This window comes from Tundrisphaera lichenicola (assembly GCF_051175385.1).
In the GTDB taxonomy this organism is placed as follows: domain Bacteria; phylum Planctomycetota; class Planctomycetia; order Isosphaerales; family Isosphaeraceae; genus Tundrisphaera; species Tundrisphaera lichenicola.
The window spans coordinates 1,366,536-1,386,564 of sequence record NZ_CP195106.1; the positions used below are offsets into that span (position 1 = coordinate 1,366,536).

The 20,029-nt window shown below is 65.6% G+C and carries 19 protein-coding genes; 9 read left to right on the forward strand and 10 right to left on the reverse strand.

From position 1 onward, the window contains the following. Positions 1-101 precede the first annotated feature (101 nt). The gene (locus tag P12x_RS05320) at positions 102-1,943 is read left to right on the forward strand and encodes an adenylate/guanylate cyclase domain-containing protein (protein WP_435009831.1); all 1,842 of its coding nucleotides are present in this window, start codon (positions 102-104) and stop codon (positions 1,941-1,943) included. A 35-nt stretch (positions 1,944-1,978) separates the two neighbouring features. On the opposite strand, the gene P12x_RS05325 is transcribed toward P12x_RS05320, so the two are convergent. The 5 genes from P12x_RS05325 to P12x_RS05345 all read right to left on the reverse strand — a co-directional run bounded on the left by P12x_RS05325 (position 1,979) and on the right by P12x_RS05345 (position 8,231). Further along, complete coding sequence (locus P12x_RS05325) at positions 1,979-3,121, reverse strand: VWA domain-containing protein (protein ID WP_435009833.1); 1,143 nt, start codon at positions 3,119-3,121, stop codon at positions 1,979-1,981. Between the two features lie 77 nt (positions 3,122-3,198). After that, entirely contained in the window at positions 3,199-3,624 is a 426-nt protein-coding gene (locus P12x_RS05330) for a VOC family protein (protein WP_435009835.1), read from the reverse strand. A gap of 116 nt (positions 3,625-3,740) precedes the next feature. Next, positions 3,741-5,168, reverse strand: a complete 1,428-nt coding sequence (locus P12x_RS05335; protein WP_435009837.1) for a sigma 54-interacting transcriptional regulator — start codon at positions 5,166-5,168, stop codon at positions 3,741-3,743. A gap of 175 nt (positions 5,169-5,343) precedes the next feature. Further along, a complete protein-coding gene (locus tag P12x_RS05340; RefSeq protein ID WP_435009839.1) occupies positions 5,344-5,985 on the reverse strand; it encodes an iron transporter in 642 nt (213 codons plus the stop codon). Positions 5,986-6,041: 56 nt separating this feature from the next. Then, positions 6,042-8,231, reverse strand: a complete 2,190-nt coding sequence (locus tag P12x_RS05345) for an FTR1 family protein (RefSeq protein ID WP_435009841.1) — start codon at positions 8,229-8,231, stop codon at positions 6,042-6,044. Positions 8,232-8,392: 161 nt separating this feature from the next. On the opposite strand from P12x_RS05345, the gene P12x_RS05350 reads away from it, so the two are divergent. Continuing rightward, positions 8,393-9,094: a class I SAM-dependent methyltransferase gene (locus tag P12x_RS05350; protein ID WP_435009843.1), complete on the forward strand. Its 702-nt coding sequence runs from the start codon at positions 8,393-8,395 to the stop codon at positions 9,092-9,094. Between the two features lie 32 nt (positions 9,095-9,126). On the opposite strand, the gene P12x_RS05355 is transcribed toward P12x_RS05350, so the two are convergent. Further along, the gene (locus tag P12x_RS05355) at positions 9,127-10,068 is read right to left on the reverse strand and encodes a dihydroorotate dehydrogenase (RefSeq protein ID WP_435009845.1); all 942 of its coding nucleotides are present in this window, start codon (positions 10,066-10,068) and stop codon (positions 9,127-9,129) included. A gap of 785 nt (positions 10,069-10,853) precedes the next feature. Here P12x_RS05355 and P12x_RS05360 point away from each other — a divergent pair. Genes P12x_RS05360 through P12x_RS05380 form a run of 5 tightly spaced genes read left to right on the forward strand, consistent with a single transcriptional unit; the run spans position 10,854 to position 13,424 of the window. Then, positions 10,854-11,144: a hypothetical protein gene (locus P12x_RS05360; protein ID WP_435009847.1), complete on the forward strand. Its 291-nt coding sequence runs from the start codon at positions 10,854-10,856 to the stop codon at positions 11,142-11,144. Positions 11,145-11,180: 36 nt separating this feature from the next. Then, positions 11,181-11,354, forward strand: coding sequence for a Sec-independent protein translocase subunit TatA/TatB (locus tag P12x_RS05365; RefSeq protein WP_435009849.1), 174 nt, complete (start codon positions 11,181-11,183; stop codon positions 11,352-11,354). A gap of 46 nt (positions 11,355-11,400) precedes the next feature. Next, positions 11,401-11,643, forward strand: coding sequence for a Sec-independent protein translocase subunit TatA/TatB (locus P12x_RS05370; RefSeq protein ID WP_435009851.1), 243 nt, complete (start codon positions 11,401-11,403; stop codon positions 11,641-11,643). 37 nt (positions 11,644-11,680) lie between these two features. Further along, positions 11,681-11,983: a twin-arginine translocase TatA/TatE family subunit gene (locus P12x_RS05375; protein ID WP_435009853.1), complete on the forward strand. Its 303-nt coding sequence runs from the start codon at positions 11,681-11,683 to the stop codon at positions 11,981-11,983. A 4-nt stretch (positions 11,984-11,987) separates the two neighbouring features. Next, complete coding sequence (locus P12x_RS05380) at positions 11,988-13,424, forward strand: hypothetical protein (protein ID WP_435009855.1); 1,437 nt, start codon at positions 11,988-11,990, stop codon at positions 13,422-13,424. A 22-nt stretch (positions 13,425-13,446) separates the two neighbouring features. Here the strand turns inward: P12x_RS05380 and P12x_RS05385 are convergent, their stop codons facing one another. Next, positions 13,447-14,589: a hypothetical protein gene (locus P12x_RS05385; RefSeq protein ID WP_435009857.1), complete on the reverse strand. Its 1,143-nt coding sequence runs from the start codon at positions 14,587-14,589 to the stop codon at positions 13,447-13,449. Positions 14,590-14,776: 187 nt separating this feature from the next. Then, positions 14,777-15,853 carry a glycosyltransferase family 9 protein gene (locus P12x_RS05390; protein WP_435009859.1) on the reverse strand — a complete coding sequence of 359 codons (1,077 nt, stop codon included), beginning with the start codon at positions 15,851-15,853 and terminating at the stop codon, positions 14,777-14,779. Positions 15,854-15,962: 109 nt separating this feature from the next. Here P12x_RS05390 and P12x_RS05395 point away from each other — a divergent pair, with 109 nt between their 5' ends. Then, the gene (locus P12x_RS05395; RefSeq protein ID WP_435009860.1) at positions 15,963-16,913 is read left to right on the forward strand and encodes an alpha/beta hydrolase family protein; all 951 of its coding nucleotides are present in this window, start codon (positions 15,963-15,965) and stop codon (positions 16,911-16,913) included. 6 nt (positions 16,914-16,919) lie between these two features. Here the strand turns inward: P12x_RS05395 and P12x_RS05400 are convergent, their stop codons facing one another. Together P12x_RS05400 and P12x_RS05405 are read right to left on the reverse strand one after the other, a co-directional pair. Continuing rightward, entirely contained in the window at positions 16,920-17,909 is a 990-nt protein-coding gene (locus P12x_RS05400; RefSeq protein ID WP_435009862.1) for a YgfZ/GcvT domain-containing protein, read from the reverse strand. 48 nt (positions 17,910-17,957) lie between these two features. After that, complete coding sequence (locus tag P12x_RS05405; RefSeq protein WP_435009864.1) at positions 17,958-19,148, reverse strand: lactate racemase domain-containing protein; 1,191 nt, start codon at positions 19,146-19,148, stop codon at positions 17,958-17,960. Positions 19,149-19,364: 216 nt separating this feature from the next. Here P12x_RS05405 and P12x_RS05410 point away from each other — a divergent pair, with 216 nt between their 5' ends. Continuing rightward, positions 19,365-19,991 carry an RNA polymerase sigma factor gene (locus tag P12x_RS05410; RefSeq protein ID WP_435009865.1) on the forward strand — a complete coding sequence of 209 codons (627 nt, stop codon included), beginning with the start codon at positions 19,365-19,367 and terminating at the stop codon, positions 19,989-19,991. Positions 19,992-20,029: the final 38 nt, after the last annotated feature.

Sequence of the window (20,029 nt, forward strand, 5' to 3'; positions counted from 1 at the left end):
CAGAACTGGGGGAGGTCGGGTGCGACTTCGCCCCGAGATTCGTTACAATGCGCATCACGATGAAGTAATCGGGGCGAAGCAGTCCGACCGGGGTGGCCTCCATGAATGCCGCGTTTCAGCTCCAGGTGATCGACGAGGAAAAGAAGAAGGTTTTCGTCCACGATTACTCCAAGCGGGTCGAAATTGGGCGGCAAGATCGAGGCGAGGCCGGACCTTATAGCCAGAAATTCGAGGCGGACCGCTGGAGGCTGGTGATCGCCCCGCTGACCGAGGACACCGTCTCTCGTCACCACCTCTGGCTCGAACCGCTGGACGAAGGTCGATTTCGGATCAAGAACGGCAGCAAGGCGATCCCGATCCGGCTGACCTCGGGCGAAGAAGTCAGGCCAGGAGAGATCAAGGACCTGCCGATCCCGTCGCACATCATGATCGGGCGTAAGTTGATCCGAGTGGTCCAGCCCGAAGGCGTGTCCGGCGGGATCTTCCAGGAGCTGCCCGAAGCGACCTTGCCTCCCGGGGCCTTCGAGGGGCTGGCGACCCGCGCCGGGGGCCTCGGCCTCCCGTTCCCCAGCAACGACACCGCGGGCATGGTCCGCTCGCTCCGGATGGCGATGGAAGTCCTCCAGGCCGCGGCCAGTTCCACCGATTTCTTCGAGAAGGCCGCACAGGCCGCCTCGGATCTGGTCGGACTGGACTCGGCCAGCGTCTGGCTCCTCCACGAGGACGAGTGGGTCCAGGAAGCCTACACCTCGTCGGCCAGGTTGAATCAGCCCGCCAAGGCCCCTGCCAGCCGGCATGTCCTCAACCGGGTTCGCGAGCGGGCCAAGACCCTCTGGGACAAGCCCGAGGGGAGCGCCAACGCGACCACCAGCCTCGACTCGATCTCCGCCGTGGTCGCCGCGCCAATCCTCAATCGCCAGGGACGGGTGATCGGGGCCCTCTATGGAGATCGCTCCATCGTCAGTTCAATCACACGCCAGCGGGGCGAGATCACCGAATTGCAGGCGATGCTCGTCGAGCTACTGGCCAGCGGGATCGCCGCCGGTCTCGAACGGCTCCGGCAGGAACAGGCCGCCGTCGCCGCCCGGGTCCAGTTCGAGCAATTCTTCACCCACGACCTGGCGCTCCAGCTCGAAAAAAATCCCGACCTGCTCAAGGGTCGCGAGTCCGAGGTCACGCTCCTCTTCTGCGACATCCGAGGTTTCAGCCGGATCTCCGAGAAGCTCGGTCCGGCCAAGACCCTGGACTGGATCAACGACGTGATGGGGGCGCTTTCCGAATGCGTCCTGGCGCACCAGGGAGTCCTCGTCGACTACATCGGCGACGAGCTGATGGCGATGTGGGGGGCACCCTCGGAACAGCCCGAACACGCCTCGATGGCCTGCCGGGCCGCGCTGGAGATGATCGACCGGCTCCCCGAGATGAGCAAGAAGTGGGAGGAGATCCTGGGCGAGCCGCTCGAACTCGGCGTCGGGATCAACACCGGATTGGCCCAGGTCGGCAACACCGGGACCGCCCGGAAGTTCAAGTATGGTCCTCTGGGAACCACGGTCAACCTGGCCAGCCGCGTCCAGGGGGCGACCAAGCATTTCAAGACTCACCTGCTGATCACCGAAGGGACCCGGCAGGCGATCGACGATAGCTTCTCCATCCGACGCCTGGGCAAGGTTCGCGTCATCAATATTGATGAACCCGTCGAACTCTATGAACTTTTTCCCGCGGAACATCCCGACCACCAGGCCTTGCAATCCGGTTACGAGTCGGCCCTCGACTACTACCTGTCCAACGACCCCGACTCATTCCGCCAGGCGGCGGGAATTCTCGGGACCCTCCAGGTGAATTACCCCCACGACGGCCCCTCGCTCACCCTCCTGGCCCGCGTCGTCAACGCCATGTGCGACGGCCGGGCCTTCTGCGACGTGTGGACGTTGGAATCGAAGTAGGCCGCCACACGCCGCCGGTGGGCTCGATTCAGCCATCAATGGCCCGTTCGCCGGACCTTCCGCCCGCTAACGAAACTATCGAAGACGTACTTGCCCAGGTCGTCGGCCGAGCAATAAGCGGCCACCCCGTGCGAGACCCGGGCCATCTCCTCCACGAAGTTGACCAGGCCCAGGTAGAAGTAATCCTCGATCAGCGCGAAGCTCGATACCCGAATGCCCGCCGCGGCGCACCGACGGACCTCGTTCAGGGTGAATCGCGCGGTCTTTTCTGAGGGCGGGTAGATCAGGCAGACCTCGCGGCCTTCGATGTGCGCGGTGGGCTCGCCGTCGGTCACGACGATGATCTGCTTGTTCGAGGCCCCCGACCGCCCCAGGATGTTCCGGGCGAGCCTGAGGCCCGCGTCGATGTTGGTGAAGTGCTGGGGGACCCGCTTGGGGAGGTTGTCGAGGTCGAACCGGAGGTTGACCCGGCTGTCGTAAATGCTGACCGGCTTGGGGGCTGAGTTCAGCAGCTCGCGTTCGGTCATCACGTTGGCGAAGCTGTAGAATCCGACCATCTGCAAGGTGTCTTGCGAGTACTGGGCCCGGACCATCGCCTGGAGGGCCATCGCCACCTTCTTGGTGGTGGCGTATTTCCCGTAACGGGTCATCGACCCGCTCATGTCGATCAGGACGACCGTGGCGCATCGGGTCTGATGCTCGACCTCATGGACGACGTAATCGTCCATCTTCAGGCGGATCGGGTAACTGCCCCCCTGCCGGTTCATGGCGTTCTTGAGCGTCTCGTGGAGGTTCAGGTTGGCCAGCGAATCGCCGTAGACGTAGGGCTTGGAGTCCTCGTGTCGGATCGACCCGTCCCCCTTCTGCGGGGTCTCGTGCTTGCCGATCGCGTCGCGCTGGAAGGTCTGGAAGAGGTTCGTCAGGGCCGAGTCCTGGATCCGACGGAGCCCCTTGGGGCTGACCCGGTATTTCCCCTCGCCATCCTCCTCGATGAACCCTTCCTTCTGGATCAACTCAACGAGGTCTTGCATGTCCTCGTCGTCGACGTCCTCCAGATTTCGGAGGACCTGATCCCCGTATTGCATCAGGTATTCGGAGATCTGGTCGAACGCCTTCTCGGCCGACTGGGGCTGGAATTGCTGCGATCCGTCCCACTTCGTGTATTCATGGAAGGACATCGGTCACCTCGATGGGGTCGCGTGGGTCGCGCCTGGTGTTCTGATGGGGAAATTCGCGGCCCACGCGGCCCGGAGGCTCAGGCCGTCGAGCATTCCGCCTCGGTGTAGCCGTCCATGGTCGCGGATGTGTCGGACTGCCAGAGGGCGATGGGATTTCCCTCCGTGTCGAGGAACTGGGCGAGCCAGCCCATGCCCGGGACGGGCATCCTGGGAAGGATCAAGGTCGCCCCGGCCTCGACCATCCGGGCCGTGTGGGCCTCGATGTCGGCCACCGCGACGTAGTTGGTCGGCATATGCCCCGGGTTCATCTTCCGGCAGATTCCGCCATTGATTCCCGGACCCTTGGGCATCCCGTTCGCTTCGGTCTCCGACGTCCGGACCCCGTAATACTCCATCGGGCCGGGCATCCGGGAAATCTCCCAGCCGAACGCATCCCGATAAAACTTCGAGGCTCGCTCGGGATCGTCGGCCGGGATCTCGAAATGGACGATGGGGTGATCCATGACTTTTGCTCTCCCTAGGGTCAATGGATGGGCGTACACTCCAAACGGCCATATCCTTATCGGAAAAGCGCACGGGTGTCAACCACATCTTTTTGACGATGGGAGAGCGATTCCGGTCATCGACGATACGAGGAGCCTCCCGCCTTGGGTGTCTTGTTCAGCTTGTTGTGGACGTGGAGCCCTTCCAGGATGAACTCCGCGACGCTGGCCGTGGCGGCATCGCGGGCGTCGGCATCGGCCAGTTCGGGCAGGAGCTTGCGGGCCAGCTCGTCGGCCTTCTTCTTCAGGCCTGGCACGCGTTCGACCCGGTCGAGGATCTCCCGGGCCGACTGGGTGTCGCCGACCTCGATCCCCTTGCCCCCCTCGAAGTAATCGACCGAAGCCCGGAAGTCCTTGATGTCGAGGTGGCTGTCGAAGACGTTCTTCACGGCCTCGGAGGCCAGTCGGCCGATCATCTTGTCCTCGTGCCCCTCGTCCTCGGCCATCGTCAGTTCGAGCTTCCCTCGCGAGCTGGGGACGGCGTGGGTGAGGTCGGAGACCCGCGGGACGATCCAACGCTCCTTGTTCAGCAAGGCCCGTCGCTCGGCGTTGGAGATCACGTTCTCGAGGTTCGCGATCGACATCCGGACCGAGACGCCCGACGCCTGGTTGACGTGCGAGCTGGACCGGGCGAGCCGGGACATCTCCTCGACCACTTCCTTGATATAAACGGGGACCGCCAGCTTGCCGCCGTCGCGATCGAGCCAGGCGTTCTGGTCGTTGATCGCCATCCCCAGCTCGCGGGTCAGCGGGTAGTGGGTCCGGACGACCGACCCGATCCGGTCTTTCAGCGGTGTGACGATCCGCCCTCGGTTGGTGTAATCCTCGGGGTTGGCCGAGAAGACCATGCAGAGGTCGAGGTTCAGGCGGATCGGGTAGCCCCGGATCTGGATGTCTCGTTCTTCCAGGACGTTGAACAGTCCGACCTGGATCTTCGGCGAGAGGTCGGGCAGCTCGTTGATGCAGAAGATCCCGCGATTCGTCCGGGGGATCAGGCCGAAGTGCATGGTCAGCTCGCTCGACAGGTAGCGGCCCTCGGCGTGCTTGATCATGTCGACCTCGCCGATCAGGTCCGCGATGGTCACGTCGGGCGTGGCCAGCTTTTCCTGATAGCGATCCTGGCGACCGACGTAGTCGATCGGGGTCGAATCCCCCAGCGTGGCCACCTTGTCGCGCGCGTCCTTCGAGAGCGGCGCGTAGGGGTCGTCGTTCACCTCCGACCCTTCGATGACCGGCAGGGCATCGTCGAGGAGATGGACCAACTGCCGGAGCATCCGGGTCTTGGCCTGCCCTCGGAGGCCGAGGAAGAGCATGTCGTGCCGGGAGAGGATGGCGTTCTGGATCTGGGGGACGACCGTCTCTTCGTAGCCCAGAATATCGGGAAATAGGGGCGTGCCCGACTGGATCTTGGCGACGAGGTTCCGCCTCATCTCATCCTTGACCGACTCGCTCCTGTAACCGCTGGCCTTCAACTCGCCGAGGGTCCGGGGTCGATCCGTCGCCATATCGATGCGATCTCCAGGTGGAAGAGTCTCGCGGCCGGCGGGGAAGGGCGAGGAGGATCGGCCGCGAAGTCCGGCAGGGCGCGATGAAGCAGCCTGACCTGCTTATGCTAGGCAGATGGGTAGGGGGAGTCAAATCGATCGGGAAGGGGCAAACGGTACGCGAGTGACTTCTCGATCAGCGAGAACCCGCCAGCGCAGTGCTGGCCGCCTTGGGCTCGACGGTCCACTCGAATGAGGCCTGGAACGGCTCCCACCAGGGGGCCACGCCGGTGGCCTTGTCGCTGTGCCTGCCGAGCCCGCCGGCCGAGGGGGGTTGGATCTGGTAGTTGAGGCGATATTCCCCGGCTTTCGGCATCAGCACGTTCGCCCCGTAATGAAGCCCATCCCAGGCGACCATCGGATAGAGGTCCCCCTTCTCGATCGCGGGGCCTCCGCCGATCGGGACGATCTCGTATCCGACCTTCAGGTATGGGACGAATTCATCCTTGGCAAATCCGTTCGGGTTCCCCTCGGTGGCCTTGATGTCGGCCTCCAGATGGATCAGCTCCGAACCGTCCGCCGCGCCGGGATCGGTCCCGTCCATCGCCACGGCCGAGAGGTACACCGCCGCGACCTGGATGTGGTTCTTCTCGACCGGGTCGCCGATCGGCCGTTCCTGGCCACCGACGGCAGCCGGGGCTTGCGGGGTCTCCTTCGCGAGATCGGGAGCCGCCTTCGGTTCGGGTACGCTGGGCGACTGCATGTTGAGCAGGAGCACCAATCCCACCCCGACGACGATCAGCCCGGTGATCAGGGGACCCGTCCACGACTTGACCACGACCCACCTCCCGTGCAGAGACGCCGAATCCCAGGGGACCGGGTCTGGATAAAGTCTCAGGCCCCGACCCCCGCCGCGGGCGGTACAACCTTGGTTTTGGGCGGGATGGCAGTCCCTTCCAGCGACGGGATCACCAGGGCGAGCAACGCCCCGAGGAGCAGGAGCCCCTGGATCGAGACCGCCTGGACATTGGGATGCATCCCGATCGCCGGCAGGCCCGTGCCCATCCATTCGATCGGCGTCACCTTGATATAGCCCGCGCTCTGAAGCTCGAACACCCCGCTGCCCGCGAAGACGACCGCCATCGCGAAGAGGGCGAATCCCGTGACCTTGAAGAACGGACGAAGCGGGAGCCGGGCACTGGTGGTCCGGATGGCGAAGGCGATCACCGCCAGGAGGACCAGGCCCACGCCGAGGCCCGTCGCCAGCCCCATCAGGCCGTCACTCGACCCGCCCTGGCCGGCGATCATCGCCTGGTAGAGCAGGGCGGTCTCGGCCCCCTCGCGGTAGACCGCCAGGAAGGCCGTCAGGGCCAGGGTCCCCAGGCCGCCGACCTTCGCCCCTTCGGTGATCCGTCCCTTGAGGAACTCGGCCCACTTCTTGGCCTGGGTCTGCGAGATCAGCCAGTAACTGACCGAGAACAGGACTCCGGCGGCCGCCATCATCACCACGCCTTCGACCATCTCCCGGGTCCGACCCTGCGAGGCCCCCACCAGGAGGTTCAGGCCGACAGCCGTGATGGCGCTCGCCAGGACCGCGACGCCGATCCCCCAGACGATCGCCGACTTCGCCTTCGGTTGGCCGGCCTTGGCCACCAGGGCGAACAGCATCGTGAGGAGCAGGATGACCTCGACCCCTTCGCGGAGGATCGTCACCAGGGAGTTCACGAAAGCCAGGCCGAACGACCCGGCCACGGCATCGTCGGCCCGATCCAGCGCGGCGACCACGTCTTGATGGAGGCCATTCAGTTCGCTCGCCAGTTCGGTCCCCTTCAGGCCCGAGTCGACCCGGCCCCGGATCGTGTTGAACCGGGATTCCAGGGGTCGGACTTCCTGCGGCCTCCGGACGTTGAGCAATCGCTCCAGCGGTTCGAAGTCGGTGAAATAAGCGTCGGTCATCGCCGAGGAGGCGTCCGAAGACTGCCCCGCGTCGGCCAGGGAGCGGACTCCATCGAACGAGGCCGAGAGCGATTTGATCTGTGCGTCCCGCTCCGAGGCGCCCGGCACGACCACCGCCTCTTCCTGCTGGACCGAACTCCCCACATCACGACGATCGACCACGTTCAAACGCCTCAGGTCGTCCGACGCCCGGGACAGGTCGATCAGGAGTTGACGCGAGGTGGTCACCAGGCTCGAAGCGGGGGTCTTTTTCTGCGCAACAGACTTGATCGACGATCGAAGCTTGAGAAACTGGCTCTCGATCGCCCCGGCCCGCTTGTAACCCAGATGACGACGGACGGCGGTCTCCATGTCCGATGTCTCGAACTCGCCCCAGTAGGCATCCTCGGCCAGCTTCCGGGCCCGGGCCATCCCCTCGGGCTTCCCGGCGCACTCGCGGGCCTCGGACAGCAAGACCCCGATCCGGTCAATCACCTCGGGCCAGGGACGGACGGGGGCGGCGGTTAGAGTCGAGGCCGGGACCGGATATCCCTTCAGGACGACAGCTCCCAGGTCGACCGGCTGGCCGTCCTTGACCTCGACCTCGCGGCGGAGCGGTTCTCCCATCTCGTGCCATGCGTTCAGGATATAGCGGCCATCCGGGACATCCCGGAAGTGGAAGGACCCGCTCCCCTTGCAGACCTTGGCCCAGGGAGAATCGGTCGCGACGACGTAACCCCGCATGTGCGTGTGAATGTCGCAGACCAGCCGGATCACCCCGGCCTTGTCGGGCACGAAGTCGGCCGGTACGTTGGGGGCCATGCTTCGGTTGAACGGGAAGCCGGGCGTCAGGATGTGGACGTTGTGCGTCTCGGCGTCCTGATTGGTGAATCGGAGCGTCTGCCCAACGCGGATCACCTGGACCCTCGGCTCGAACTGGAGCCCATGCTGATTGACGAGTGCCACCTTCGCCGGGACCTGGGCGGCCTCCGGAAGCTTCGCACCATCCGCCGGCTCCAGCGTGACGACCGCCGGGCTGACCGTGGGCGAGCATGAGTCGGGCATCTCCACCCGCCCCTTCACCTCGGCGGCGCCAGTGATCGAGGACGAGGCGGCCAGGAGGGCGACCAGCAACAGGGATCGCAACATGGGGCGTTCCATCGAGGTCGGTGAATCTGGGGGCGAGCGGCGGGGGATCTTGGCAGTGAATCGTTATTGAGATTCAGTCTCAACGGCATTATTGTATCCAGGCCCACCGTGGTCGTCAACGAACTTCTCGGCGGTGTCGCCGTGGGTCAACGAGGGATGGGATGAAGTCAGGAAAGCGAGTCGAGAGCCCGTACGACGGGCCGGTCCAGGAATCGAGGATCGAGGTCGCCGGGAAGTCGATCGTCCTGGTCCGGCCGAGCGATCCCGATCGCCTCATGGACGACCCCGAGGTGGTCGCCTGGAACGTCGAGGACGATTACATGCCCTACTGGGCCTACCTCTGGCCCGGCGCGTTCCTCCTGTCCGGGGCGATCATGGAGGGGGATTGGCCCCGAGGTACTAAGGCGCTGGAAATCGGATGCGGGCTGGGGCTCCCCGGCCTGGTGGCGGTCTCGGAAGGACTGCACGTCCACTTCACCGATCGCGACCTGACCCCGCTCCGCTTCCTGGAACGGAGCGCCAGGGCCAACGGTTTCGACCCGGTGAACTATTCGACCGGACTCCTCGACTGGAAGGTGCCTCCCGACGAACAGTATCCGCTGATCTTCGGGGCTGACGTGACCTACGAGCGGCGACTGATCCCGCTGGTGGTCGGGGTCATCGACGCGATGCTCGAACCCGGAGGCCTGGCCCTGATCACCGATCCCGACCGGGTCGCGGCTCAGGGTTTCGTCGAGGCCCTCCGGGAACGAGGCCTGGACGCCGAAGCCACGCCCGCCGAGGCCAGAGCTGAGGATGGTCCGATCCGAGGCACGATCTACCGAATCCGGCGAGCACCGATCTCGCCAATCGAACGGTACTGAGCCTCACCTTACCGATGGAGTGGGAGCCCTTCTCAGCGGACCGGGGGCGGGCTCGGCTCGCGATTCGATCGCAAGGTCCCCACAATCTCGGTCACCCTGGTGACTCCGACGGCTTCGAGCTTCTCGGTCAGTTCTTCGACCATCCGACCGGCGGCGGTCGGGTCGGCGAAGGTGGCGGTACCGACCTGGACGGCGGAGGCGCCCGCGACCAGAAACTCCAGGGCGTCCTCGGCCTCGGAGATGCCCCCCACGCCGATGATCGGCAGGTCGGGCAAGGCCCTCGACACCTCCCAGACCATCCGGAGGGCCAATGGCTTGATGGCCGGCCCGCTCAGCCCACCGATGTCGTTGGCCAGGATCGGCCGCCGCTTCCGCCAGTTCACGGCCATCCCTCGAAAGGTATTGATCAGGCTGACCGCGTCGGCCCCCCCATTCGCCGAGGCTCGGGCGATCGCCACGATATCGGTCACGTTGGGCGTCAGCTTGGCGATGATCGGCAGTGGGCAGGCTGCGCGGACGCGCCCGACCAGTTGCTCGACGGCCCCGGCATCGATCCCCAGGTCCAGGCCGTGGCTGACGTTCGGGCACGAGATATTCAGCTCGACGGCGGCCACACCGGGTTCCCGGCCGATCATGGCCGCCATCTCGACGAACTGGCCCTCGTCCTCGCCCGCGATGTTGGCAATCACCGAGGTCCCGACCGTCCGGAGATAGGGCAGGTGGTGCTCGATGAAGTATCCGATCCCGTCGTTATCCAGGCCGATCGCGTTGAGGAGTCCCGAAGGGGTCTCGACCGTCCGGGGCGTCGGATTTCCCGCCCGGGCGTGGAATGTCACCGTCTTGGGGATCACGCCGCCCAGACGTTCCAGTTGCACGAAGCCCGCCATCTCGCGGACGTAGCCGAACGTCCCGGAGGCCACCAGGATCGGATTGGCCAGATTCAGGCGGCCCAGCTTCACGTTCAGATCGACCACGCTCGTTCTCCGACCCCTCTCGACGGATCATCGCCTCATCCCTGGTGTAACGCTTCCTGACCCTACCCCGCAATCCCGACCGACCGATCCGCGAAAGTTCACCCCTTTAAGCACCCCCGGAATCCACGATCCTTCTTGGGATAGACTCGCGATTTCAACGGGAGCCATTCAGGACCATTGATCGTGAGATGTCCGGATGACGACCTCAGCCGCGAGCGATACGCCTCGACCTTCCCAGACCTACCTGTTTTGTGAAACGAAGCCATTCACGAGTTGCGAAACGAAGCCATTCTCCCTGTCGAAACGAAGCCATTCTGGCAAGCGGATTTGGACCGAAACGGAGGTGAAAATGTGTCGTAAGCTGTTGGAAAGATTCGATTTGCGAGATGGTGGCGACGGCTTGATCGAGTTGGAGAGTTGGGAGGCTCGCGAAACAAAGCCATATCCGGAAAACCAATCGAAGCCAGTGTGTCGCGGGTCGATTGGTTCCCAGGTGCGAAACAAGGCCACTCGCCCATCGGGCGAGGGGACCGAGACGAGCCGGGCCAGGCTTGCCCCGAAACGAGGATCCGACCCGGTTCCAGCATTCGTGGTCGGAGGCCCGGAAAATGGTTGACGGTCGGTGGGCAGGCGATAGGATGGAAATAGATACCCTCCTCCGCGTCGTCCCTGTCGAGACGCATCCCCCGGTCGGTGCCGACCTGTCGGCCCTCCTCATTGGTCACGATTGCGCGATCCGCGACCGGTCTCCCCGGCGCCTTCCCGCATCCGGGCACCATTCTCTCATGAATAACCCGGTCCTGTTGGGATGGCTCTGGGGTCTGTTGCCCGGCCCTCGCGAGTGGGTCCTGGTGGCAATGGTCGTCGTCGCCCTGTATGGTCGATCCGAGGTGGCCCGGCGCGGTTTCGCCCGAGTGCTCCGCCCCTGGACGACCCGCCCTCCCGGGGCGACGGGGCAAGCGACTCCCGGCTGGCTCAACGATCGATGGTTCCTGGTGGTCGCGGTCTCGGCCGCGGCGGCCGTGGCGGCCTGGGTCGTGACCTGGATGACAATCGTTCACCAACCGGCGCCTTGAATCGTCCCTCCACTCCCCAACTTGGAGCTTAACCCCATGATGCCGCTCGCCTTCGGACTACCCGGCGGATATGAATTCCTGGTCGTCGCCTTCGTGGCCTTGCTGATCTTCGGCAACCGCCTGCCCGGCGTGATGCGTTCGCTCGGCCAGGGCGTCACCGAGTTCAAGAAGGGGATCAACGGCATCGAGGATGACCCCAAACAGGCTTGACGTTCCCAACTTCTCTTTTGCCCTCGCCCGCCCAGGAGCCTGAACGATGATGCCGCTCGCTTTCGGATTGCCCGGTGGTTATGAATTCCTGGTCGTCGCCTTCGTGGCCCTGCTGATCTTCGGCAACCGCCTGCCCAGCGTGATGAAGTCGCTCGGCAAGAGCGTGACCGAGTTCAAGAAGGGCGTGGCCGGGATCGAGGACGACCTCGACACGGCGACCACCGCCGACGCCAAGCCGACCGCCACCACCACCGCCACCACCGCCCAGGCCCCGACCGACCACCAGTGACCGGCCCCTTGGCGCCGAGAGAGGAGGACGCCCCGCGATGTTCGGCAACCTGAATCCGATGGAAATGATGGTCGTCTTCGGGCTGGCCGTGCTCCTGTTCGGGAAGCGGCTCCCCGAGGTCGGGCGGACCCTGGGCAAGGGGATCGTCGAGTTCAAGAAGGGGATTCGCGGCCTGGAGGAAGAGTTCCGGTTCGACGAGCAGCCCAAGAACTACTACAGCAAGCCCGAGCCGACGTACACCCCGTCGGACCTGTCCGAGTCGACCGTCCCCAAGTTCGAGCCCCCCACGTCCGCCCCGGTCCGGCAGGTCGACCACCAGCCGCAAGCCACCCAGGACTGACCCGATGAGCGACGCCCGAGCGATCGGCGATTACCAATCGTACCGAGGTCTGCCCCCGCTGGCCGGCCTGGCCTCCATCGAACAGGCCGCCCGGCCCGGCCTGGGGGTCGAGGCCTGCGTGGCCAGGCTCAAGCGCTATCACTACGCATTCAAGCGACTCCACGAGATCTTCACCGCGAGGATCACCGCCGAGCCGATCTACGAATTGAAGACCGCCTTCTCGCATCATGCCTACCTTTGCTCCGAACACGTCGAGGCGCTCCGGGTCCGGGTTGGAGAGATGCGCGAGCCCCCGCTGGGCCTGGATGTGGTGCCCGACCCGGCCCTCGAAGTCTTCTTCGACGAGATCCTGGCCGCCCCGAGCACGGAGGAGTTGCTGGCCGGGCTTTACGTCGCGGCCCTGCCGGCCCTCGGGGCCGCGCTGGCCCGACACCGAGCCGACACCAACCCGCTGACCGACGCCCCCTCGGTCCGGGTCTGCCGGTTCGCCGGGATCGAGGTCGACGACATGCTCGCTTTCGGCGACAAGGCGATCGAGTGCCTGGTCGACATCGAGACGGTGGCCCGTTCCGGCTGGTTCGCGAACCTGGCCCGGCTCCTGGCCTCGGCCGGTGACCTGGACGGGGCCGACGAGCCATCGGGGAGGCCGATCGAGCGAATCTCCTCGAAGACGCCCTACATCTACGACCCCGTCCCTCGTCGGGATGAACGGTATCAGGACCTGTACAATCAGGGGGTCAACGCCGAATCGTTCCTCTATCATCCCGACTTCGATGCCCGATCGAAGTCCTTGATGATGCTGTTCAAGCGGATCCGCGAGATCGACGTCCCCGAGATGATGGCCAGCGTGATCCATGAGACGACCGGCAAGCCGTGGGGCTATTATCGGGACATGACCCGGCAACTCTGGGACGAGGCCCGGCACTCGATGATGGGCGAGGTGGGCTTCGTGGCGCTCGGTGTCGACTGGACCGAGGCCCGGATCACCCACAACTGGTCGCTCCGGCTCAACACCGAATGCAGCCCGCTGGAGCGTCATGCCGTCCTCTACTTCATCGAGCAGGGCTTGATGCCCAAGACCGGCAAGCGTTACGAGTGGGAGACCGGGGTCCGGTCCGGCGACCCCTTGATGGCCACGATCCAGGATTACGACTGGGCCGACGAGGTTCTGCACGCCCAGATCGGCCGAGAGTGGTACATCCCGCAGGTCGGCCAGTGGAAGGAGGCCCTCGCGTACGGGGATCAGTGCTGGGCGAGGATCACCAGCAACTGGGCCGAGGTCCGCGACCAGGGGCTGACCGAACACGCCAACTGGTGGCCTTCGATCTACCTTCAGGCCTGCCGGACCTGGGGAATCGAGCCCGATCCCAAGGTTTTGGCCTTCGACGAGACCTATGAAGGGAAGCGGGCCGACCTCAAGGGCGTGGGTGCCAGCGGCTGAGGTCGGTCCCGATCGGCTCACCTCAGCGGAGCATCGTCGAGGCCCGGAGTCCGGCGGCGGTCATCCGGAACTGCTCGGCCAACCTTGCCCGCTGCGGCCGGGTCATCGGTCGGGCGATGGCCTCGGGCTGGTTCAGGTCCAGCTCCTCCGACTTCATCTCCGAGACCAACCGAACCATCAGCGGGCTGAAAAATTGCTCGGTCCAGACCGACCGACGTTCTCGATCGCTGGGGACGAGAGATTCGAGCCTTCGAGTCAACTCGGCCGATGCGTCATGATAGGTCGGGAGCGATTCCAGCCGATTGGCCACCAGGTCGAACGCGTCCGAAAGGCCCTCGGCGTACCGCTCGCCCCCTTCGATTGAGTCGATCGCGGACCGGGCCAACTCGTCAATCGCCATCGGGATTTCCCCAGCCGTCCCGGTTCTCGAACCAACTGGCTCCTTGACCTGAACCTTCACCGCAGATGGTTCGGACATCAAGCCGTCCGGCGTAGCGACGATCAGGGCAAACTGATAGGTTCCAGGTACGGTCGGGACGAACGAACTCGTGGGTGCGTCCCCGGTGGGAAGTTCAATCGAAGGTCCTCCCGACTGGATCCATCGGAATCGGATCTGCCCTTTCGGCTCACTCCGCATCCCATTCAGGAGGATGCGCCGACCGACCACCGATGACTGATCGTCCCCGGCATCGGCCCGGAGCGCCAGACTCTCGCCATCCCGCTCGGGGCCCTCGACCTCGATCGCTACCGGGGCCACGTCGATCCCGGAAGCCTCCCCGACCACCAGCACGAAGGCCAGGAACGAGGCGTCGAGCGGGACCAGGAAATGCGCTTCGGCCCGGTCTGCGTCCTCGATCTTGACCCTCGGACCCTGAGTCTGGAGCCACCGATACCAGAGCCTGCCCCCCGATGAGCCCGAGCCGTTGAGCGTCATTCGGAGCCCCGGTGAAGGTGTCCCTTCGACCCGGACGACGGCCTTGACCGCGATCGGAGAGGTCAGGGACCTCGCCGGTGAGGTATCGATCGAGCGAGTCGTGGCAATGATCGGCGGGGGTCCCTCGGACGGAGGGGCTGGGGCCTGCGCCCGGGCGATCGAGGTGCCGATCAGGAAGATAGGGGCGAACCGGAGGCCCGCCCGGAAGGCGAAGGTACGGAGCTTCGACATGGGGCAAAACCTCGCGGTGTGCCGAGAGCCGGTGATTACTTCCTGGTGTTTCGGAAGTCACGCGGACCCGACATCAGCCCCAGATCGTCGAAGTCGACGCGAGGGAATTCCCGGTCGTCAGGACCGAAATGGGCTGAGCGACCCTATCAGATCGACCGGCCCGGATATCCCGCGGAAGTCCACCGCGTCAGGCGATTTTCAGGGTCGGTCGTCCCGGCTCCAGCTGCGATTGCACGGCGGTCCAGACCCGGTCGGGGGTCAGCTCGGTCATGCATTCCAGCCGTGCACATTCCCGGACGTAACTCGGGGCACACCAGACACAACTGGTCACGGCGATCGCCCCCGGCCCGTAGGGGCCGGTCCTGCCGGGGCTGGTGCAGGTGTAAACCCCGACGACCCTCGGACCTGCCGCGGCGGCCAGGTGCAGGGGGCCGGTGTCGTTGGAGAGGAAGACATCCACCTCGGAAGAGAGCGCCGCGAGCCTCGGGAGCGAAGTCCGACCGCAGAGGTCCAACGCCCCGATCGGGCCAAGGGCGGCCTTCAGGGCCTCCACCAGCGGTCGGTCTTCGGGCGCCCCGACCAGGACGAGCCCGGCCCCTTTGGTCGTGACCGCTCGCCGGGCCACCTCTGCGAAATGCTCGGGAGGCCAGCGTTTGGTGAGCCACCGGGCCCCCACGTTCACGGCCAGCAGGGGCCTCGGGAGCGGGGCCAGGATCGCGCGAGCCCAGGCGGCGTCCTCTTCGCCGAAGGCCACCCGGAACCGAGGTCGGGTGACCTCGGCACCGAAGGCCTCGGCGACCTTCAAGAGTCGGTCAACCGCATGGGCCTCGGGGCCGGGCGAGCCGATCCGGTGCGTATAGAAGTACCTCGACCCTTCGCGGGCCGTCTCCAGGCCGACCCGGATCGGTGCTCCCGTCGCTCGTGTCATGATCCCGGAACGAAGGAGCCCTTGGAGGTCGATGGTCAGGTCGAACCGCTTCCGGCGCAACTCCAGGAGGAACCGGGAGACCGCGGAAATCCCGAGCGGTCGGAGCGAGATCGCCGAGCGATCGAACGGGATCACTTCATCGAGGTCGGGGTGGCCGTCGAGCAGGCCGCGAAGTCCCCGGTTGACCACCCAGGCCAGGTGGGCATCGGGCCAGTGGGTTCTCAACGCCGACAGGACCGGCAGGGCGTGGACCACGTCCCCCAGCGAACTCGGCTTGATCAGGCAGACCCGCTCGGGGCGGAGGTCGCGCAGGGCGGCCATTCGGTCGACGCTCATCGAGGGAACTCCCTTTCCCTTCCTCTCCGGGATCGCGGCGGGGTATCCTAGCCAAGACCCGCCCGGAGGGCAACCGCGACCCGAATCGAGCCAAGGGCCCCACCCCACCATGACCCATCCTCTCCTCCTGGCCGTCCTTCTGACCCTGCAATCGGGCGAGGCGACATTCCACCCGACCCCCGATGAGGCCCGGGTCCCCGAACTTTTCCAGCTTCCCGAATCGACCTTCTCATTCGAGCTGGAGCAGGTCCTCGATACACCCGGTTACTCCGTGGCCAGGCTCCGGTTCCCCTCGCCGGTGGTCACGCCCGACCCGGCCAACAACACGGTCCACGGCGAGTATTTTCGACCGAAGGTCGAAGGGAGAAGGCCCGCGGTCGTGGTCCTCCACATCCTGGGGGCCGACTTCGCCCTTTCCCGATACTACGCGGCCCGACTGGCCGACCGAGGGGTGGCCGCCCTCTTCCTGAAGCTTCCTTACTATGGGGAGAGGCGCGGACCCGGCGATCAGAAATTCCTTTCGACCGACGTCGGACGGTCCACCCTCGCCATGCGTCAGGGGGTCGCCGATATCCGACGGGGCTCGGCCTGGCTGGCGAGCCGGCCGGAGGTCGACGCCACGAAACTGGGGGTGACCGGGATCAGCCTGGGCGGGATCACCTCGGCCCTGGCGGTGGCGATCGACCCGGTCCTCAATCGTGGGGTCTTCCTGCTGGCCGGGGGCGGGCTCGACGAGATCCTCTGGCAGATGGATGAGCCCGAGGCCCGCCAGTATCGGAAGATGTGGCTCGCCTCGGGCCGGACCCGAGAAGACCTGACGGCGATCACCCGACCGCTCGACCCGCTGACCTACGCCGATCGGCTCAAATCCAAGAAGATCCTGATGATGGCCGGGAACATCGACGAGGTGGTCCCCCCCTCGTCGGCTCGAGCCCTCTGGGAAGCCGCAGGCCGCCCGCCGATCCGCTGGTTCGATTGCGGTCACTACTCTTCGGCGGGCTATCTCCTGCCCGCGATCCGAGAGGCGGTCGAATTCCTCGCGGGCGATTCCCCTCGCTGACCCTCTTCAACCCGTCGGCGGGAGCATCGGTAAGTCGGCTACGGTCGCCCGCGCCTCGCCTCCCTCGAAGGTCAGATCGAGTCGAGTGCCCGGCTCTGCCTGGGCCACCCGGACATAGCCCAACGCGACCGGGCCGCCCCATCCGCTCGACCAGGCCGAAGAGGTCACGGTCCCGACTGCCTTACCCTCAGCCATCAGCGACGAACCGGGAGGCGGGACAATCTCCCCCTCGACTCGAAACCCCTTGAGGATCTTGTTGACGTGCCCGAGCGCGTCGAGCCGGGCGACGGTCTCCTGCCCCAAATAGCACCCCTTCACGAAGTTGATCGCCTGGGCGTCGCGACCGACCTCCTGGGGCAGATGGTTGGGCGTCACGTCCCGGCCCGAGACCGGCGTCCCCGCCTCGATCCGCAGGGCCTCGAATGTCGAAGGATCCAGTTCGGGCAGGCCTTCGCCTTCGAGGAGCGCCCGGATCGGACCTGCGGCCTCGATCGGCCCGATGAGGGTCAGGCCCGGACGGCCCGTGGGCGACTCTCGGACGAATCGGATCTCGGCCCCTTCGATCGCGACGCCCGCATGAGCAAGCGGCCTGTCCGGGATCGCCTCGAACCCTCGACCGGCGAGAGCCTGCCCGAGCTTTGATCCGATCAGGTGGAACTCGAACGTCGTTGACGAGATGTCGTCGATCGAAACATCGTCGAAGACGCCATATTTCCGAAGGTGGGGCAAGATGCCTTCGAGCGACTCGGGCTCGGTCCGGAGCAAGATGGCCCGATCGGTGGCCAGGATCGTGATGTAGGCCATCGTCTTGCCCTGGGGGCTGGTCACGAAAGCTTCGGACCCCGACCCCTCGGCCAGCCGCTTGACGTCGGAGGTGACCAGGTTATGGAGGAACTTGGCGCGGTCCGGGCCGGAGATCTCCAGCCGAGAACGGCCAGAACGGTCGAACCATCCACCGTCGACGATCAGTCTTTGGTCAGCATGAGGGAGGGGCATGGGATGGCCAATCTTCAAGAGAGAATTTCGGTCGATCTGAATTGAATGTCAATCCTCCCCGGTCACCACGACTCGAGTCCGGTCGGCCTGGCTCAGTAGGGTGCACGAGGCAGCGTTGGCGGCCAGCCTCCGGGCCTCCTCCGGGCGGTCGACGGCGATCATTCCCAGGTCGTCGACGAGGTCGGAGTCGAGCCGACTATGCAGGTAGACATCGGCCCAGGCCATGGCCGATGCCAGGGCTCGGGCGGTCGAGTAATCGGGATCACCCTCATGTCCCCGGAGTCGTCCGAGCGCGGCCCCGGGGTCCTCGGTCCCGATAATTCGACGGAGCGCGGGGCCTGGCTCTCCCTCGACACGCGTCAGGGCGACGATCTTGCCCCCGCGACGGACCAGCCGGGCGGCGGTCGCGAGCCCTTCGGCCAGTTCTTCAATCGTGGTCGAGCGGCCCGGGGCCCCGATCCCGGCGATCACGACGTCCGCCCGATCATCGACCCGGAAGGACCAGGCGTCGTCGACCGCCTCGGAGCCGGCGTCCTGGACGGCCGACTCCAATCCCGCGATCATCGAGGCTGCCCCGGACGCGCCGGGGACGACTCCCACCTGAAACTGGCAGCCCAGGAGCCAGCTGACCTCGGACGACTCGCGGAGCGTGGCCCTCGGTCTTTCACGATCGGGCAACTCTTCCGTGGCCAGCTTGCGAAGTCGGGTCATCGACTCTCGGTCGCTCATCCCGGGGTAGATGGTCGACCAGGGCCCTCGATATCCCAAGCTCGGGTCATACCCCAGAGTCCCGATCGGGATCACGATGTCGGCATCGGTCAGGAGCCGGTTGAGGTAGATCCGATTCTCATCGGTCGTGGTCGCCAGATAGGCGAGTTCGGCCCGGTCATCGGGATCGTGGACTTTCCAGACGACCCCCTCGGGGAGTTCTAACGGGGCGGGAGCCGCCGCGACCAGCGTGATCGCGTCGACCTCGGCCTGGCGGAGGACCCCGACGACGGCCTCCAGGACCCGGTCCAGGTCGGGCAGGCTCGGGTCGATCGGGATCGTAACCCGATCGCCGGGCACGACCGCTCGGAGTAAGGGGGGGAATTCCCTTGGATTCGCCAGCGCATCGAAGGTCATGGCCCGGATGTCCGGCCTCGCCTCGGGGTCAGGGCCGGTCCAGTAGGCGACGAGTCGTTCGTCTTCGATCTCGAAATCGAGATGCTCGTCGTGGAAGTTGACCGCGATCCTCATGCCCGTCCGTCCTCGAACTCAGACCGTCCCTCCGTCCCGACTGGACATGATAGGGCCGCAACCCCCGCCGGGGCAAGCTCGACGGAAAGGGCTGCTCCGGGAGGTCGCAACCCGGCCCCCCTTCGGTTAAGATTGGGATATCCCTTCGCGAGCGAATTCGCGGCGAGCCCGAGTTCTCGGGAACTTCGCCCTCCCACCGAGCGTCAAAGGTTACCGATGACCGGGTGCAACGACGAGAACTCCCTCATCGAGGCGTGTCGGGCGGGTCGGACGGAGGCATTCGGGGTGCTGGTCCAGCGTTATCAGGGCCGGCTTTACCCCACAATGCTCCGGCTGACCGGCAGCCCCGATGACGCGCTGGACTTGCTCCAGGATGCCTTTCTCAAGGCGTTCGAAAAGCTGGACCGGTTCCATGGGGAAAGCTCGTTTTATACCTGGGTGTATCGGATCGCGGTGAACCTGGCCCTGAGCGGCCGACGACGCCGGAAGGTCTCGAATCGACTCGGGCTGGTCGGCGGACGAGGAGAGCCGATTGACCCGGCCGACGACTCGACCCTGAGCGACCCGACGCTTTCCCTGGAACGTGTCGAACGCGACGGGTTGATCCAGTCGGCCCTGAACTCGCTGGCCGACGACCACCGGGCCGTCCTGGTGATGAAGGAATTCGATGGACTTCGTTACGAGGAGATAGCCTCGATCTTGAATGTCCCGGTCGGGACCGTCCGGAGCCGACTCCACCGGGCGCGACTCGACCTTCGCGAGCGACTCCAGGGCGTCGTCGAGGAGGGCCAGACCGCCCGGACGACCGCCCGCCAGGCCCCCAGACTCGACGTGTCCCTTTAGGCAAGAGGCCTGAGCCCGACCGGCCTTAACCCCGCCAA